15 protein-coding genes and 4 tRNA genes are annotated in these 16,664 nt (G+C 64.0%); 13 read left to right on the forward strand and 6 right to left on the reverse strand.

Annotated elements, in window-relative coordinates; genetic code table 11:
- Window positions 1-87 precede the first annotated feature (87 nt).
- From rimK to ROH8110_RS04830, 3 genes are all read right to left on the reverse strand, one after another.
- Window positions 88-1,509 carry a 30S ribosomal protein S6--L-glutamate ligase gene (gene rimK / locus ROH8110_RS04820; protein ID WP_085817010.1) on the reverse strand — a complete coding sequence of 474 codons (1,422 nt, stop codon included), beginning with the start codon at window positions 1,507-1,509 and terminating at the stop codon, window positions 88-90.
- Between the two features lie 86 nt (window positions 1,510-1,595).
- Entirely contained in the window at window positions 1,596-1,868 is a 273-nt protein-coding gene (locus ROH8110_RS04825) for an NfeD family protein (RefSeq protein WP_085816563.1), read from the reverse strand.
- Complete coding sequence (locus tag ROH8110_RS04830; RefSeq protein WP_085816564.1) at window positions 1,865-2,758, reverse strand: SPFH domain-containing protein; 894 nt, start codon at window positions 2,756-2,758, stop codon at window positions 1,865-1,867. Before ROH8110_RS04830 ends, ROH8110_RS04825 begins: the two co-directional genes overlap by 4 nt.
- 106 nt (window positions 2,759-2,864) lie before the next feature.
- Between ROH8110_RS04830 and tgt the strand changes: the two genes are divergently transcribed.
- The 9 genes from tgt to ROH8110_RS04875 all read left to right on the forward strand — a co-directional run bounded on the left by tgt (window position 2,865) and on the right by ROH8110_RS04875 (window position 9,655).
- Window positions 2,865-3,989, forward strand: coding sequence for a tRNA guanosine(34) transglycosylase Tgt (tgt, locus tag ROH8110_RS04835; protein WP_370738109.1), 1,125 nt, complete (start codon window positions 2,865-2,867; stop codon window positions 3,987-3,989).
- 182 nt (window positions 3,990-4,171) lie between these two features.
- Complete coding sequence (locus ROH8110_RS04840; protein WP_085816565.1) at window positions 4,172-5,413, forward strand: PAS domain-containing protein; 1,242 nt, start codon at window positions 4,172-4,174, stop codon at window positions 5,411-5,413.
- 233 nt (window positions 5,414-5,646) lie between these two features.
- Window positions 5,647-8,058 carry an endopeptidase La gene (gene lon / locus ROH8110_RS04845; protein ID WP_085816566.1) on the forward strand — a complete coding sequence of 804 codons (2,412 nt, stop codon included), beginning with the start codon at window positions 5,647-5,649 and terminating at the stop codon, window positions 8,056-8,058.
- Window positions 8,059-8,231: 173 nt separating this feature from the next.
- The gene (locus ROH8110_RS04850; RefSeq protein WP_085816567.1) at window positions 8,232-8,681 is read left to right on the forward strand and encodes an HU family DNA-binding protein; all 450 of its coding nucleotides are present in this window, start codon (window positions 8,232-8,234) and stop codon (window positions 8,679-8,681) included.
- 19 nt (window positions 8,682-8,700) lie between these two features.
- Window positions 8,701-8,775: transfer RNA gene (locus ROH8110_RS04855), tRNA-Val, on the forward strand.
- Between the two features lie 177 nt (window positions 8,776-8,952).
- Window positions 8,953-9,028, forward strand: a tRNA-Val gene (locus ROH8110_RS04860).
- Between the two features lie 162 nt (window positions 9,029-9,190).
- Window positions 9,191-9,267: transfer RNA gene (locus ROH8110_RS04865), tRNA-Asp, on the forward strand.
- 35 nt (window positions 9,268-9,302) lie between these two features.
- Window positions 9,303-9,379, forward strand: a tRNA-Asp gene (locus tag ROH8110_RS04870).
- A gap of 45 nt (window positions 9,380-9,424) precedes the next feature.
- Window positions 9,425-9,655, forward strand: coding sequence for an RND transporter (locus ROH8110_RS04875; RefSeq protein WP_085816568.1), 231 nt, complete (start codon window positions 9,425-9,427; stop codon window positions 9,653-9,655).
- Here ROH8110_RS04875 and ROH8110_RS04880 read toward each other — a convergent pair.
- The gene (locus ROH8110_RS04880; protein ID WP_085817012.1) at window positions 9,636-10,496 is read right to left on the reverse strand and encodes an alpha/beta fold hydrolase; all 861 of its coding nucleotides are present in this window, start codon (window positions 10,494-10,496) and stop codon (window positions 9,636-9,638) included. The two genes, ROH8110_RS04875 and ROH8110_RS04880, sit on opposite strands and share 20 nt — an antisense overlap.
- 2 nt (window positions 10,497-10,498) lie before the next feature.
- Window positions 10,499-11,878 carry a M20/M25/M40 family metallo-hydrolase gene (locus ROH8110_RS04885; RefSeq protein ID WP_085816569.1) on the reverse strand — a complete coding sequence of 460 codons (1,380 nt, stop codon included), beginning with the start codon at window positions 11,876-11,878 and terminating at the stop codon, window positions 10,499-10,501.
- A 219-nt stretch (window positions 11,879-12,097) separates the two neighbouring features.
- On the opposite strand from ROH8110_RS04885, the gene hemA reads away from it, so the two are divergent.
- From hemA to ROH8110_RS04905, 4 genes are all read left to right on the forward strand, one after another.
- The gene (gene hemA / locus ROH8110_RS04890) at window positions 12,098-13,321 is read left to right on the forward strand and encodes a 5-aminolevulinate synthase (protein WP_085816570.1); all 1,224 of its coding nucleotides are present in this window, start codon (window positions 12,098-12,100) and stop codon (window positions 13,319-13,321) included.
- A gap of 111 nt (window positions 13,322-13,432) precedes the next feature.
- On the forward strand, window positions 13,433-14,659 hold the full coding sequence (locus ROH8110_RS04895) for a helix-turn-helix domain-containing protein (protein ID WP_085816571.1): 1,227 nt from the start codon (window positions 13,433-13,435) through the stop codon (window positions 14,657-14,659).
- A gap of 112 nt (window positions 14,660-14,771) precedes the next feature.
- A complete protein-coding gene (gene ispG / locus ROH8110_RS04900; RefSeq protein ID WP_085816572.1) occupies window positions 14,772-15,908 on the forward strand; it encodes a flavodoxin-dependent (E)-4-hydroxy-3-methylbut-2-enyl-diphosphate synthase in 1,137 nt (378 codons plus the stop codon).
- A 76-nt stretch (window positions 15,909-15,984) separates the two neighbouring features.
- Window positions 15,985-16,404: a DUF1499 domain-containing protein gene (locus ROH8110_RS04905; protein ID WP_254903703.1), complete on the forward strand. Its 420-nt coding sequence runs from the start codon at window positions 15,985-15,987 to the stop codon at window positions 16,402-16,404.
- Here ROH8110_RS04905 and ROH8110_RS04910 read toward each other — a convergent pair.
- Window positions 16,339-16,629 carry a hypothetical protein gene (locus tag ROH8110_RS04910; protein ID WP_085816574.1) on the reverse strand — a complete coding sequence of 97 codons (291 nt, stop codon included), beginning with the start codon at window positions 16,627-16,629 and terminating at the stop codon, window positions 16,339-16,341. The two genes, ROH8110_RS04905 and ROH8110_RS04910, sit on opposite strands and share 66 nt — an antisense overlap.
- Between the last annotated feature and the right edge of the window lie 35 nt (window positions 16,630-16,664).

Raw genomic sequence — 16,664 nt, forward strand, 5'->3', positions numbered from 1 at the left:
AAAACGTCCGGTTTGTACGCGCGTTTCGTACAGAAATCGCCCACGGCCAGAAAGGGTTGGTACAAAACCCGTGATCGGGGCCAAAACTCACTCGGCGGATTTTTTTGCACCGCTCTTGCGGCGACGGATCGGGGCAGGGCGCACGCGGCTTTCGATCTGGTCATAGAGCCGCCCGACGATGTTCTTGCCGGTCGAGCGTTCGATCCCCTCGAAGCCGGGGGAGGAATTCACCTCGAGCACCTTGGGGCCGCCTTCTGAGCGCAACAGGTCGACTCCGGCCATGTTGAGATCGAAGGCGCGCGCGGCGCGGATCGCGGTTTCGCGCTCCTGCTTGGTGATGCGCACGGATTTGGCGGAGCCGCCGCGATGAAGGTTGGAGCGGAAATCGCCCTCGGCGCCTGTGCGCTTCATCGAGGCGACGACCTTGCCGCCGATCACCAGGCAGCGGATATCCTCGCCCGCGGCTTCCTTGACGAAATCCTGCACGAGGAAATTCGCCTTGAGACCGCGAAAGGCGTCGATCACCGATTCGGCGGCCTTCTTGGTCTCGGCCAGCACGACGCCCTTGCCCTGGGTGGATTCCAGCAGCTTGACGATCAGCGGCGCGGTGCCGACGAGACCGATCAGGTTGTTGGTGTCCTTGGGCGACGCGGCGAAGGCGGTATTGGGCATACCGATCTTGGCGCGCGCCATCAGTTGATGGGCATAGAGCTTGTCGCGGCTGGAGGTGATCCCGGCGGAGGGGTTCACGCAATAGGTGCCGATGGTCTCGAACTGGCGGATGATGGCGGTGCCGTAGGGCGTGATCGAGGCGCCGATCCGCGGGATGACCGCATCGAAGCGCGGCAGGCGCTTGCCGTCGTAATGCACTTCGGGGGCCATTGCGTTGATGGCCATGTAACAGCGGGTGGTGTTGATCACCTCGACCGAGTGGCCGCGTTTCTCGCCCTCTTCGACAAGGCGGCGGGTGGAATAGTTGTCTTCGCGCGACAGCACGCAGATGCGCAGGGCGCGGGCGGGCGCCTGATGGCGCATCTTGGCGGTATGATAGACATCATAGCTGAGTTCGGGCTGCATGAAGCGGTCCGTCGCCACGATGGTGATATGGTCCTTGAGCGCCTGACGCCCCAGCAGCATCCGCGACTGCATGGTTGAACGGTTGGTCAGCGTGAGTTCCACCGGCCAGCTGTCGCCATTGACGGTGAGCGTGCTCTCGATGACGTAGCGCAGCTCTTTCTCGCCATTCGAGGAGGTCACTTCGCGGCGGTCGATGATCGGGGCCGAGCAGGGGATCACGAAATCGTCGCGCCCCGGTATCGGGTGGATGGTAAAGCGGACCTTGGGTTTGGAGGAGGGGCCAAAGGTCTCGATGTCGAAGGCATGAAGCGCGGATGTGCGCGCGCCGGTATCGACCTTGGCCCGTATCGCGGGAACACCGAGATCGGGTAAGGAGACCCATTCTTCCCACCCGAATTGCAGTTGTTGCGTCTCATCGGGCGTGTTGGTCATGGGCAGTTCCTTCGCATTCAAAATCAAGGCTCGTAGCTGGCGACCATAGCGTGATCGCAGCCTGTAAGCAAAGTTGCCCCGAGGGGTTACTTGTTGATGTCGTCGTGAATCACGCGGCTCTGGTCGTTACGGGCCTGAAAGACCCGACGCAGAATGATCCATGCAAGAAGTGACAGAAATGCGAAGATCGCGATCATCGCCGCTGGCGCGAGGGTGATCGGCAGCGCGACGATCAATGCCATGCTGGCGGCCCCGAGCGCAATGCCCAGAAACACGTAGCCCGGAATGAGCGTTTCGAGGATCGCCAGCGCCAGGGCGCCGCCCAGCCAGACCCACCAGAGCGTCCAGATGCCGCTCATGCCTTGGTCCCCTTGAGCATGTTGAAGGCGTTGCCGAAGGCTTCGAGAGCGTGGGCCGGCACGAGGATGGTTTGCGAGGACGGGCCGTTGCCCAGCGCATTGAGCGCCTCGACCTGTTTCAGGGCGACCTGGTATTGCGCGGCCTCGACCCCGTTATCGGCGATGGCGCGGGCGACGACCTCGGTGGCGTAGGCTTCGGCGTCGGCCTGGATGCGGCGGGCCTTGGCGGCCTGGTCGGCGGCGTAGAGCTCGGCGTCGGCATGGAGTTCGACGGCGCGTTTCTTGCCTTCGGCCTCGGTCACATGGGCGCGCCGGGCGCGTTCGGCGTTGAGCTGCTGAAGCATGGCGGCGCGGGTGGCTTCATCGAGATTCACATCAAGAAGCTCGGCGCGGGTGACTTCGATGCCCCAGTTCTCGACCGCGTCCTCGACCGCTTCCTTGATGGTGGCGATCAGCGCCGAGCGGTTGGCCTGCACATCGTCGAGGTCCATCTTGCCGATCTCGGCGCGCACGATCCCGGCGACGGTGGTGGCGATGGCGGCGTCGGCGTCACGGATGCGGTAGACCGTCTTTTCGGGCTGGACGATGCGGTAGAAGACAGAGGTTTCCACCTCGACCAGCACGTTGTCGCGGGTGATCGCGTCCTGGCTGGCATTGGGCAGCTGGCGTTCGAGGATCGAGATGCGGTGGCGCACCACATCGAGAAACGGCACGATCAGGTTGATCCCCGGCCCGAGCACCGCACGCAGGCGGCCGAAGCGTTCGACCACGTATTGTTCGGATTGCGGAACGATCTGGATGCCCTTGAAGATTACCACGAAGATCAGGACCGCAATCAGGATCCAGACGAGGTTCGAGCGAAGCAGGCTCAGGATTTGGTCTTCGGTCATGTCACTCTCACTCGCGAAAAAGGGCCACGCGCGTCACGCGGCGTTTTGCAAGTCAGGTTAAACCGCATTAAGGGAAGCCGAAAGACGGCAATTGCGGGAAATTCAGGTGACAGTCAGTTTCGAGTTGACGGCGCGGGACGGAGCGGCGCGGACGGGCGTGATCCGCACGACGCGGGGCGATGTGCGCACACCGGCCTTCATGCCGGTGGGCACGGCGGCGACAGTGAAGGCGATGATGCCCAACAGTGTGCGTCAGACGGGCGCCGATATCCTGCTGGGCAATACCTATCATCTGATGCTGCGCCCCGGCGCCGAGCGCATCGCGCGGCTGGGGGGATTGCATCGGTTCATGAACTGGGAGCGCCCGATCCTGACCGATAGCGGCGGGTTCCAGGTGATGAGTCTTGCGGGGCTGCGCAAGCTGAGCGAGCACGGCGTGACCTTCAAGAGCCATGTGGATGGCTCGCGCCATGAGCTGACGCCCGAGCGGTCGATGGAGATCCAGCGGCTTCTGGGCAGCGACATCGTGATGTGTTTCGATGAATGTCCGGCGCTGCCTGCCAGCGACGACGAGGTGGCGCGGGCGATGCGGCTGTCGATGCGTTGGGCGGCGCGCTCGAAGGAGGCATTCGGCGATCGCCCCGGTCATGCGCTGTTCGGCATCATGCAGGGCGGGGTCAATCGCGACCTGCGCGAGGAAAGCGCCGAGGCGCTGGTGAATATCGGGTTTGACGGCTATGCCGTGGGCGGCCTTGCGGTGGGCGAGGGGCAGGCGGCGATGTTCGATGTGCTGGATTATGCGCCGGGTTTCCTGCCCGAGGACAAACCCCGTTACCTGATGGGGGTGGGCAAGCCCGACGATATCGTGGGCGCCGTCAAGCGGGGCATCGACATGATGGATTGCGTGTTGCCGTCGCGTTCGGGGCGCACCGGGCAGGTGTTCACGCGGCGCGGGCAGATCAACATCAAGAACGCGCGCCACCAGGACGACCCGCGGCCCCTGGACGAGGATTGCACCTGTCCGGCCTGCCGCAATTACAGCCGCGCCTATCTGCATCACGTGTTCCGCAGCCAGGAGATCATTTCCTCGATGCTGCTGACCTGGCACAATCTGCATTACTACCAGGAGATCATGGAGGCGATGCGGCAGGCGATTGCCGAGGGCCGCTTTGACGCCTGGGAGGCGGCGTTTCACGAGATGCGCGCAGAGGGCGATATCGCGCCGCTCTGAGGCGGCTTTTCCCGGTCAGATCCGAACGGCGACCCCTGGCATGGTTCCTGCAGGGGGAGCGTGTGTAGTTGGCAGATGGGTCTTGTCATGCGTTCGGGCCGCCGAGGGGCGGCTGATGCCGCGCGGGTGGGGATTCTTCCGGTTGTGTTGCCGAGAGACATTCAATGCGGCCAGAGGAACCGATGAAGATAACCGAGTCCAGATCCGGCCCGAGGGCCGATGTTGCCCTTGTCGACAGGGAATCCCCCTTTGCGATTGACGAGCTGTTCTTCTCGCGCACCGATGAGCGCGGCGTGATCCGGGCGTTCAATCGCGTGTTCATGCGCGTCGCGAATTATTCAGCGGATCAACTGGCAGGTGCACCGCACCGGCTGATCCGGCACCCGGACATGCCAAAGGGCGTTTTCTGGCTGTTGTGGGACGGGCTGAAACGGGGTCATTCGGTTGGCGCCTATGTGAAGAACCGGGCAAGCGATGGGCGATTCTACTGGGTCTTTGCGGTGGTCTCGCCGGTCGAGGGCGGCTATCTGTCGGTTCGTCTGAAGCCTACGAGCCCGCTTCTGGCAAGTGTGAAGGCGGTCTATCCGCTGGCTCTTGAGCGCGAGCAACGCGACGGGCTGACGCCGGAAGAAAGCGCACGGGCGATCGAAGCCGATCTGATGGCTGCGGGCTTTCCCAGCTATGGTCTCTTTCAGGTCGAGGCATTGCGCCGGGAGCATTCTGTGCGCGACGCGGCACGCGGCATTGCGACGGTGCCCGCGCTGGCGGATTGTGGGCATCTTCTGGATGTGAAGCGGGCCATTGATCAGGAATTGCGGGTGCTTTGCGACAATCTGAAGGATGCCGAGCTGATCACCACGAACATGAAGATTCAGGCCTGCAAGCTCGGGTCCGACAGGGGGCCGGTCAACGAGATTGCCAAGAACTACGAACTGACGATGCGAGAAATCCGCAATCACCCACGCGTCATCCAGACCCTGCGGAATGATCGCGGAACATGGGACATGAGCGACGAGGCAAGGTCGCTGTTCATGATCGTTGTCGCCGAGCTCATGGCCGAGATGGACAGCTGTTTCAGCAGGGAGGCGGCCGGGGCGGATCATGTGGACCTGGCTGCCGAGATGCAGGTGCTGGGCGCGTTGCGCGACCGGTATCGCGGCGAGGCGGATCGCGCGACGCAGGACAGCTATCGCGCAGTGCGCCAGCTGGCCCAGGATGTCGAAATGATCCGCCGCATGATTACCGGCCTCGCAATGGTTCGGGTCGTGTTGCGGGTCGAGGCGGGAATCCTGCGCGAGCGGCTGGCGGGGCTGCAATCCATTCTGGGGCAGCTCGATCAGTTTCACGATGAGGTGAGCGCGGCCCTCGAGCGGATCGAGCAGGCGGTGAAGGTGTTGCTGCGCGAGCGAAGCGCCGCGGTCTGAAGAGACGCCCGCTGAGAAGGCCCGCTAAAGGCGCCTTGCGCCGAAGCGTTTCATGCAAGGCGGGCAGGAACGGGCAAACAGGCCTTGTGAAGGCCGCAAGGGAGGGGCAAACTGCGTCAAATCGGTTGAAACGGGGGCGCACGCGCCCCAAGTTAAACCGCAGGAAACGCGGAGATGGACGTGGCTGCCTGATCGAGGGGCCCGGATCATCTGCCCAGAACAAGGAAACGAGCATGCAAGAGCCTCTCAACGCATCCTACCCAGTGCTGCCGCTGCGCGATATCGTGGTTTTCCCCCACATGATCGTGCCGCTGTTCGTCGGGCGCGAGAAATCCGTGCGCGCGCTGGAAGAGGTGATGCAGGACGACAAGCAGATTCTGCTGTCGAGCCAGATCGACGCCAGCGTCGACGATCCCAGCGCCGATGGCATCTACAAGACCGGCGTGCTGGCCAATGTGCTGCAACTGCTGAAGCTGCCCGACGGCACCGTCAAGGTGCTGGTCGAGGGTGTCGCGCGGGTGCGGATCGTCGAATACCTGGAGAATGACAATTTCTTCGAGGCGCGCGCCGAATACCTGACCGAGATGCCGGGTGACAGCGCTACCATCGAGGCGCTCTTGCGCACGGTGAGCGATGAGTTCGAGCGCTATGCCAAGGTGAAGAAGAACATCCCCGAAGAGGCGCTGGCCGCCGTCAGCGAGACCGAGGAGCCCGCAAGGCTGGCGGACCTCGTGGCCGGGCATCTGGGCATCGACGTGCCGCAGAAGCAGGAAATGCTGGAGACGCTTTCGGTCAGCGAGCGGCTGGAAAAGGTCTATGGGATGATGCAGGGCGAAATGAGCGTCCTGCAGGTCGAGAAGAAGATCAAGACCCGCGTCAAGTCGCAGATGGAGCGCACGCAGCGCGAATACTATCTGAACGAACAGATGAAGGCGATCCAGAAGGAGCTGGGCGACGGCGAGGATGGCGAAGGCGAAATCGCCGAGCTGGAAGAGAAGATCGCCGCGACCAAGCTCTCGAAAGAGGCGCGTGACAAGGCCGAGGCGGAACTCAAGAAGCTCAAGAACATGAGCCCGATGAGCGCCGAGGCGACGGTTGTGCGCAACTATCTCGACTGGATGCTGTCGATCCCGTGGGGCGTGAAATCCCGCGTCAAGAAGGACCTGGGCCGCGCCGAGCGGATCCTGGAGAGGGATCACTATGGTCTGGAGAAGGTCAAGGAACGGATCGTCGAATACCTGGCGGTGCAGCAGCGCTCGAAAAAGCTGAAGGGGCCGATCATGTGCCTTGTCGGCCCGCCGGGCGTGGGCAAGACCAGCCTTGGCGAATCCGTGGCCCGCGCAACGGGGCGCGAGTTCATCCGCATCAGCCTGGGCGGCGTGCGCGACGAATCCGAGATCCGGGGCCATCGCCGCACCTATATCGGCTCTATGCCGGGCAAGATCATCCAGGCGCTGAAGAAGGCGAAAACCACCAATCCGCTGATCCTGCTCGATGAGATCGACAAGATGGGCCAGGATTTCCGGGGCGACCCGGCCAGCGCGATGCTGGAGGTGCTGGACCCTGAACAGAACGGCTCTTTCGTCGACCACTATCTCGAGGTGGAATACGACCTGAGCAACGTGATGTTCCTGACCACGGCGAACTCCTACAACATGCCGGGGCCGCTTCTGGACCGGATGGAGATCATTCCGCTTGCCGGTTACACCGAAGATGAGAAGCGAGAGATCGCCAAGCAGCACCTGCTGGCCAAGCAGGTCAAGAACCACGGTCTGAAAAAGGGCGAGTTCGAGCTGAGTGACGATGCGCTGACCTCGATCATCCGCCATTACACCCGCGAAGCCGGGGTGCGGAACCTTGAGCGCGAGATCGCCAAGGTGGCGCGCAAGGCGGTGACCAAGATCATCAAGGGCGAGGCGAAATCGGTGACGGTCACGGCCGAGAATATCGACGAGTTCCTCGGCGTGAAGAAGTTCAAATACGGTCTGGCCGAAGAGAAGGACCAGGTCGGTGTGGTCACCGGGCTGGCCTATACGTCGGTTGGCGGCGAGCTTCTGAACATCGAGGCGCTGCGCCTGCCGGGCAAGGGCCGGATGAAGACCACCGGCACGCTGGGCGACGTGATGAAGGAATCGATCGATGCGGCCAGCTCCTATGTCCGCTCGATCGCGCCCGAGATCGGGGTGAAGCCGCCGCGCTTCGAGAAGTGGGACATCCACGTTCACGTTCCCGAGGGCGCGACCCCCAAGGACGGGCCGTCGGCCGGTCTGGCGATGGTCACGTCGATCGTGTCGGTGCTGACCGGGATTCCGGTGCGCAAGGATATCGCGATGACCGGCGAGGTGACGCTGCGCGGCAACGCGCTGCCGATCGGCGGCCTCAAGGAGAAGCTGCTGGCGGCGCTGCGTGGCGGCATCAAGACGGTCCTGATCCCGCGTGAGAACGAAAAGGATCTGACCGAGATCCCCGACAACGTGAAGGAGGGGCTGGATATCATCCCCGTCGATCACGTGCGCGACGTTCTCAAGCTGGCGCTGGTGCGCACGCCCGAGCCGGTGGAATGGGACGAGGAGGCCGAAGAGGCCGCCGCCGCCGAAGCCGCTCTCAAGGCCGGCGACAAGGGCGAGGGCGCCACGGCGCACTGAGCCTTGCCCCGCGCGCCCCATGAGCGGGGCCGCTGACAAGATCGAGACCCCCGTCGGCTCGCGCCGGCGGGGGTTTCGCGTGGGATGGCGACGAGGCGGCCTGCACGCGGCACTGGCATTGGCGACGCAATCGACGTAGTCTTGCGCCAGAGCAGCAGTAAACGAGGCCTCATATGAGCACGCGCCGCAAGACGAAACCCAGCACCGCATCGAAAGCTGCGGACACGGGGGCGAAAACCCCGGCCAGTCAAACCAAAGCCAAGACCGCATCGGTGCGCCCCGCGCCCGCCGCGGTGACCGCGAAGCCGGAACTGGTGCGCGACACGAGTGTCGAGGTGGCGGGTGCCGATCTCAAGAAACGCGAGCTGATCGACAAGGTGGTCGAGCGTTCGGGCGTGCGCAAGCGCAACGCCAAGCCGGTGGTCGAGGCGATGATCGACATCCTGGGCGAGGCGATATCCGAGGGGCGCGGGCTGAACCTGCAACCCCTTGGCAAGCTCAAGCACCAGCGCCGCAAGGAGACCGGAAACGCCACCGTCACGGTCGCCAAGATACGCCAGAGCAAATCCGCCGGGCCGGCTCTCGATAAAGCGAAAGAGAGTGTTGCAGAGCCTGACGAGTGACGCTACATAGCGCGCCAACGGGTGATTAGCTCAGTGGTAGAGCGCTTCGTTCACATCGAAGATGTCAGGAGTTCGAATCTCTTATCACCCACCATGAACACGCAGCGGCGTGCCCGGAACCGGGTGCGCCGTTGTCGTTTCGGGGGTATGTCATGCGGTTGGGGGCGCTATCGCGTCTGATGTGGCGCAGGCTCGGTCACCGGCTTTCTGGCTGACGCGGCGCCAGCAGGGTCTTGCATGGAGCGGGCGGCTTGGCTATGAGGCGCGGGACGGGTCGTTAGCTCAGTTGGTAGAGCGCTTCGTTTACACCGAAGATGTCGGGAGTTCGAGCCTCTCACGACCCACCATTCTTCCGATAGAGGCGGCGAGGACCTGTCGCGTTGGCGCCCGCCAAGGCAGGCTTGGCAGTGCGTTTGCAGGAATGCGCATTTTCACCAAACGGGCGCTTGACGGCGCGCGGCGCTGCCCCTAAGAAGCGCATCACGCCTGAGCGATCGGGCGGGCAGTGAGCGGTTGTAGCTCAGTTGGTTAGAGTGCCGGCCTGTCACGCCGGAGGTCGCGGGTTCGAGCCCCGTCAACCGCGCCACCGCTGCCCCCATCGGATCGTTTCATCGTGCATGCGCGGTTGTAGCTCAGTTGGTTAGAGTGCCGGCCTGTCACGCCGGAGGTCGCGGGTTCGAGCCCCGTCAACCGCGCCACTTTCCCCCCGTTTTCCCGAAGTTCAAGACAAGGCCGACACGCCGATGGGTCATCTTCTGGATCAGGTTTCATGGCTGCTGGTGGTCGCGCTTTGCGCCACGCTGGGCCTGTCGCCCTATGTGCCCGAGCCGCATGTCTGGCAAAAGCTCATGATGTTGCGCGCGGGCGCGCCGCTGGCGATGATCGACTGGTTCGACCTGGCATTGCATGGCCTGCCGTGGATCCTGCTGTTGGCCAAGCTGGGGCGCGCTGTGCTCAGGCGAGGAACGCGCTGAGCGCCTCGATCGTGGCGAGCGGGGCGGTGTCGGGAAAGAAATGCCCGCCGGGAATGGCGCGGCTTTGCATCTCAAGGCATTTTCCGCGCCATGTGGCGGCCATGTCGTAATGGCGCGCCATCGCGCCGTCGGCCCCGTAAAGGACCAGAGCCGGGCAGGCGATGCGCTGATTGAGATCGGCGCAATCGTCGGCGAAATCATGGGCCAGTGCGGCGCGGTAGTCGTTGCACATGCCCCGGATCGTGTCGGGGTCGCGCCATGCGGCGCGATAGGCGGCGAGCTGATCCGGGTCGAAATCCTTCAGCTGCGAGGCGCCCCAACCCAGAAGGCAGCTTTCAAAATAGGCGTCGGGATCGTGGCCGATCATGGTTTCGGGAAAGGGGGCGGGCTGCGCCAGGAAGAACCAGTGATAATAGCATTGCGCCACCTTCGCATCGAGCCGGTCGAGGAGCGTGTGTGTGGGCACGATATCCATCACGCAGAGCCGCTCGACCGCTTGCGGTGCGTCGAGCGCGAGCCGGTGGGCCACCCGCGCGCCGCGGTCGTGGCCTGCAACGGCAAAACGGTCATACCCCAGATGCGCCATCAGCGCGCCGGCGTCGCGGGCCATCGCGCGAAAGCTGTAATCGCTGACCTCTGCCGGTTTCCCCGAGGCGCCATAGCCGCGCAGATCCGGGCAGACAACCCGGTAGCGCGCGGCCAGTGCGGGCGCGATGCGCGCCCACATGGCGCGGGTCTGGGGAAAGCCGTGCAGCAACAGCAGCGGCGGCCCGTCGCCGCCCACGGAGAACGCCAGATCGACATCGTTGAGGCGCGCGCCTTGGTCGCGAAAGCCGGGGATCGTCACTGCGCGCTGCTCAGCGCATCGAGGATGCGTGCCCAGCTGCGCGTGCCCTTATGGAAGCTTTCCAGATCGTATTTCTCGTTCGGGGAATGGATCGCGTCGTCATCCTTGCCAAAGCCGATCAGCATGGCGTTCATGCCGAGAATCTGGCGGAAATGCCCGGCGATGGGGATCGAGCCGCCACAGCCCACATAGGCCGCCGTTTCGGGCCATTCATCCGAGAGCGCCTGACGGGCGAATTCGAAGGCCGGGTCTTCGGTGGACATGACCGAAGCCGCCGAGCCGCCATGCGCCTTGAACTCGACGCTGCAATCTTCGGGCAGGCGGTCGCGCACGAAGGCGCGGAAATTGTCGCGGATTGAGTCAGGGTCCTGTCCGGCCACGAGGCGGAAGCTGATCTTGGCATGGGCCTTGGCGGGCAGCACCGTCTTGAAGCCTTCGCCGGTATAGCCGCCCCAGATGCCGTTCACCTCGGCGGTGGGGCGTGACCAGATCATTTCAAGCGGCATGCGGTCCTGTTCGCCGGCGGGCACGCTGAGCCCGACCGCGCCAAGGAAGCCCTGCCAGTCGAAATCCAGCCCTTCCCACTGGGCGCGCACGTCGTCGCTCAGGTCGGGGATATTGTCATAGAATCCGGGGATGGCGACGCGGCCGTGGTCGTCATGCAGATCTGCCAGGATGCCCGCCAGCGCACGGATCGGGTTCATCGCCAGCCCGCCGAAGAAGCCCGAATGCAGGTCCACGTCAGGTCCTTTGATGGTCAGCTCTTCGGTCACCATGCCGCGCAGCATGGTGACGATGGCGGGCGTGCGCGACTGGAACATGCCGGTGTCGCAGATCAGGGCGATGTCGGCGCCAAGTTCATCGGCGTTTTCCTTCATGAAGGGCACGAGCGAGGGCGAGCCTGATTCTTCTTCGCCCTCGAAGAAGAAGGTGATCTTGCAGGGCAGGGTGCCGTTCACCGCTTTCCAGGCGCGGCAGGCCTCGACGAAGGTCATGAGCTGGCCCTTGTCGTCGGAACTGCCGCGGCCACGGATCACCTTGCCCTTGGGCGTTTCCTCGATGCGGGGATCGAAGGGATCGTTGGTCCAGAGTTCGAGCGGATCGACCGGCTGCACGTCGTAATGGCCGTAAAACAGAAGGTGCGGGCCGTCGCCCTCGACATGGCCCACGACCATCGGATGACCGGGAGTGGCGCGCTTTTCCGCCTTGATGCCAAGGCTTTGCAGGTCCGCGACCAGCCAGTCGGCGGCCGCGTCGCAATCGCCCGCATAGGCCGGGTCAGTCGAGATCGAGGGGATGCGCAAAAGCTCGAGAAGGCGCGATGTGGCCTCGGGCAGGTGTTCGTCGATACGGGCCAGCACGGCATCCAGGGACATGGTCGCTCCTTGCGTCATAAATGGGGTCGGCGCGAGGGTATCAGGTGAGGCCGGACTGTCCAGCGGGCTTGATCGAAGTCAAGGCGGCGGGGGGCGGCAATTTGTAGCCTGTTGCGCGAGGGATGTGTGATCTATATGCATCGAACTTAGTGAATATGTCGCCTGAAGCGCGACATCCGTCCGGAACAGGGGCGGTGACTGACCAAGGAGGGGACGCCAGTGAATTACGCGGCCAAGCTGGATGACGCGATCAACCGCCTGCACGAAGAAGGGCGTTACCGGACCTTTATCGACATCGAACGCCGCAAGGGTCAGTTCCCGCATGCGATCTGGCGCAAGCCCGATGGCAGCGAAAAGCCGATCACAGTCTGGTGTGGCAACGACTATCTTGGCATGGGTCAGCATCCCGATGTTCTGGCCGCCATGCACGAGGCGCTGGACGCCACCGGCGCCGGTTCGGGCGGCACGCGCAACATTTCCGGCACGACCGTCTATCACAAGCGGCTCGAGGCCGAACTGGCCGATCTGCATGGCAAGGAAGCGGCGCTGCTGTTCACCAGCGCCTATATCGCCAATGACGCCACGCTGAGCACATTGCCCAAGCTGTTTCCCGGTCTCATCATCTATTCGGACGCGCTGAACCATGCCTCGATGATCGAAGGCGTGCGCCGCAATGGCGGCGCCAAGCGCATTTTCCGCCACAATGACGTCGAGCACCTGCGCGAGCTGCTGGAGGCCGACGATCCGGACGCGCCCAAGCTGATCGTGTTTGAATCGGTCTATTCGATGGACGGCGATTTCGGCCCGATCGAGGCGATCTGCGATCTGGCCGACGAATTCGGCGCGCTGACCTATATCGACGAGGTGCACGCGGTTGGCATGTACGGGCCGCGCGGCGCAGGTGTGGCCGAGCGCGACCGCCTGATGCATCGTCTGGACATCATCAACGGGACGCTGGCCAAGGCCTATGGCGTGATGGGCGGCTATATCGCCGCGTCGGCGAAAATGTGCGACGCGGTGCGCAGTTATGCGCCCGGCTTCATCTTTACCACATCGCTTCCGCCCGCGGTGGCGGCGGGTGCGGCGGCCAGTGTCGCGCATCTCAAGCGCGACCAAGGTTTGCGCGAAAAGCATCAGACCCAGGCGAAGATCCTCAAGACCCGCCTCAAGGGGCTGGGCCTGCCGCTGATCGATCATGGCAGCCATATCGTTCCGGTTATCGTGGGCGATCCGGTCCACACCAAGAAGTTGAGCGACATGCTGCTGGACGGTCACGGGATCTACGTGCAGCCGATCAACTTCCCGACCGTGCCGCGCGGCACCGAGCGGCTGCGTTTCACGCCCTCGCCGGTGCATGGCCCCAGGGAAATGGACGCCTTGATTCACGCGATGGACGCGCTCTGGAGTCACTGCGCGCTGAATCGTGCCGATTTGACGGGCTGACGCAAGCTCAGGTGCAATCTCCCTTGTGTTGTGTTAGTTTTGTGTAAAGAAGAGTGGAGTTTCCGAATCGGGACGTTCGGAAACATCCAGACGTATCGAGGGGCAGGCTGCATGATAGGGCGCCGTTTTTCGCGCAAGGCCGAAGAACAGGAAGTCGAACCCCGTGGGTTCGACGATTTCGATCTGCGTCTTGGCGACCTGATGCGCGGGGAACGCGCAACTCTTGGAAAATCCCTTCTGGATGTTGAGCGCGAATTGCGCATCAAGGCGGCTTACGTGGCCGCGATCGAGAATGCCGATCCGGGTGCCTTTGACACCCCGGGCTTCATTCCCGGCTATGTCCGCTCTTATGCGCGTTATCTTGGCATGGATCCTGACCGCGCCTTTCAGGCCTTTTGCAGCGAGAGCGGGTTTTCCACCGCGCATGGCATGTCGGCCGAAGCCTCGTCGATCCGCAAGCCGATGGGCGCAAGCAGTATCGCGAAACGCGACAAGCCCGCGCGCAATGCCGACCCCTTGATGTCCCCCAACACGCCTTTCGCCCCTGCATCGGAAGGGGTCCTGGCGCGCATCGAGCCCGGTGCGGTCGGGTCTGTCATGGTGCTGGTCGCGCTGATCGCGGCGATCGGCTATGGCGGTTGGGCGGTGTTGAACGAAGTGCAGCGCGTGCAATTCGCGCCGGTCGAGAACACGCCCGACGTTCTGGCCGACCTTGACCCGCTGGACAGCGCCACGGGCGCCAATGGCGGCGAGGAACTGGCGCAGGCCGAGGGTGAATTCCGCGCCCCCGATCTTGAGCGGCTGGACCGGCTTTATCGTCCCGAGGCGCTGGATGTGCCGGTTATGGTGGCGCGCGATGCGCCGATCTCGACGCTCGACCCCGCGCAGGTCGGCACGCTGCGTCCCGACCTTCCGCAGGCGGACCGCTCGAGCAGCTTCCAGGCCCGCGCGCCCAAGCCCGAGGCTGTACCCAGCCCGCAGGTTGTGGAAGAGGCGCTTCCGGGTGTGCGCGTGGTCGCGGTGCGCCCGGCATGGGTGCGTGTGCGCGCGGCCGATGGCAGCGTGATCTTTGAAGGCATCATGAATGGCGGCGACACTTATGACGTGCCCGCCACCGAAGAGCCGCCGACGCTGCGCGTCGGGGAATCGGGCGCTGTCTATTTCGCCGTGAACGGCAAGCATTATGGCCCCGCCGGTGAGCGCGGCGCGGTGACCGCCGATCTGGCACTTGAGGCGAGCGCGCTGGCCGAGTCCTACAGTGTCGCGGATCTCGCGCGTGACGAGGACCTGTCGCGCTACGTGGCCGAACTGCGCCCCGAGACGGTGGTGCAGGACTGACCGCCGCGGGCTGATCCGAACCGATCCGGCTGGGGTGATTGCGGCGAAGCGCCATGCGTCCTATCTATGGGCCAAGGACTGATCCACGCGAATCCTCCGGGGGCCATATTCCATGTCGCTGAACCCAATCCGCCCGTGGCGCAACATCCATCGCCGCCAAAGCCGCCAGATCATGGTGGGCAATGTGCCGGTGGGGGGCGACGCGCCGATCACGGTGCAGACCATGACCAATACCGAGACGACCGACGTGGCCGCGACGGTGGCGCAGGTGCAGGCCGCCGCCGAGGCGGGGGCCGATATCGTGCGGGTCTCGGTGCCCGACGAGGCCAGCGCGAAGGCCCTGAAGGAGATCGTGCGCGAAAGCCCGGTTCCGATCGTCGCGGACATCCATTTCCATTACAAGCGGGGCATCGAGGCTGCCGAGGCGGGCGCGGCCTGTCTGCGCATCAACCCCGGCAATATCGGCAGCGAGGCGCGCGTGCGCGAGGTGATCGCGGCGGCGCGCGATCATGGCTGCTCGATGCGGATCGGGGTCAATGCGGGCAGCCTGGAGCGGCACCTGCTGGAGAAATACGGCGAGCCATGCCCCGAGGCGATGGTCGAATCCGGGATGGAGCATATCCGCATCCTCGAGGACAATGATTTCCGCGAATACAAGATCAGCGTGAAGGCGAGCGACGTGTTCCTGGCCGCCGCCGCCTATCAGGGGATCGCCGACGCCACCGACGCGCCGATCCACCTGGGTATCACCGAGGCCGGCGGACTGACCAGCGGCACGATCAAATCGGCGATCGGGCTGGGGAACCTGTTGTGGATGGGGATCGGTGACACGATCCGCGTCAGCCTGAGCGCCGATCCGGTCGAGGAAGTGAAGGTCGGTTACGAGATCCTGAAGTCGCTGGGCCTGCGTCATCGCGGCGTCAATATCATCTCCTGCCCGAGCTGCGCGCGCCAGGGGTTCGACGTGATCAAGACCGTCGAGGCGCTGGAAGAGCGGCTGGAGCATATCAAGACGCCGATGAGCCTGAGCATCATCGGATGCGTCGTGAACGGCCCCGGCGAGGCGCTGATGACCGATGTGGGCTTTACCGGTGGCGGCGCGGGCAGCGGCATGGTCTATCTGGCGGGCAAGGCCAGTCACAAGATGTCCAATGCCGAGATGATCGAGCATATCGTCGAACAGGTCGAGGCGCGCGCCGCCGAGATCGAGGCCGAGGAAGCCGAGGCCGAACGCCCCGCCGCGGAATGAACCGGCTTGCGTTCGTGCCTGCGGCGCGGGCTGATGCCTCCGGCGGGAGTATTTCGGGCAAGATGAAGGGTGTGGTGTGAGATTACTGTTTGCCGGGTTTTGTATGGTCGTGCTGTTGGCGCTTGGCGCGATGGCCTATGTGCGCCTGGCACCCAGCGATCCGGCGCGCTGGCACCGGATGCCCGACAACCTGAGCGAAGGCGATTTCAGTCAGGGTGCGGTCCGGGTGGTGGACGCGGGCGAGGACGGGTTGGCGCGGCTCGATCGGATCATCCGCGACACGGCGCGCAGCGAGCCGTTGGCAGGATCGGTCGAGCAGGGGATAATCACCTATATCAGCCGCTCGCGGATCTTCGGTTTTCCCGATTACACGACGTTGCGGCAGAGGGACGGGCGCCTTGAACTTTATGCGCGTGCACGGTTCGGCAAGTCAGATCTTGGCGTGAACGCCGCGCGGCTTGATCGCTGGCTGGAGGCGCTGGCGCAGCGAGGATGACAGGCAGCCCTGCGAAATCTCGCGCCACATCGGCACATTCAGCGACATCTGGCATTGCGCCATGAAGCTGCGCCCGCCGACATGAAGGCAGATCATCTCGCCCAGTTCGACGCGCCCGCCATTGCTGTCGGTGCAATAGCAATCCACGGTCTTGCCGCCGATGTTTTGATCGGCGACGGCCGGGGCGGCCAGCAGGGCCAGGGAGAGGGCAATCAGGCTGCGCATGGGACAAGGGTATCACAGGCTTTGGTCTTGACCAA

This window comes from Roseovarius halotolerans, from assembly GCF_900172255.1.
GTDB classification, from domain to species: Bacteria; Pseudomonadota; Alphaproteobacteria; order Rhodobacterales; family Rhodobacteraceae; genus Roseovarius; species Roseovarius halotolerans.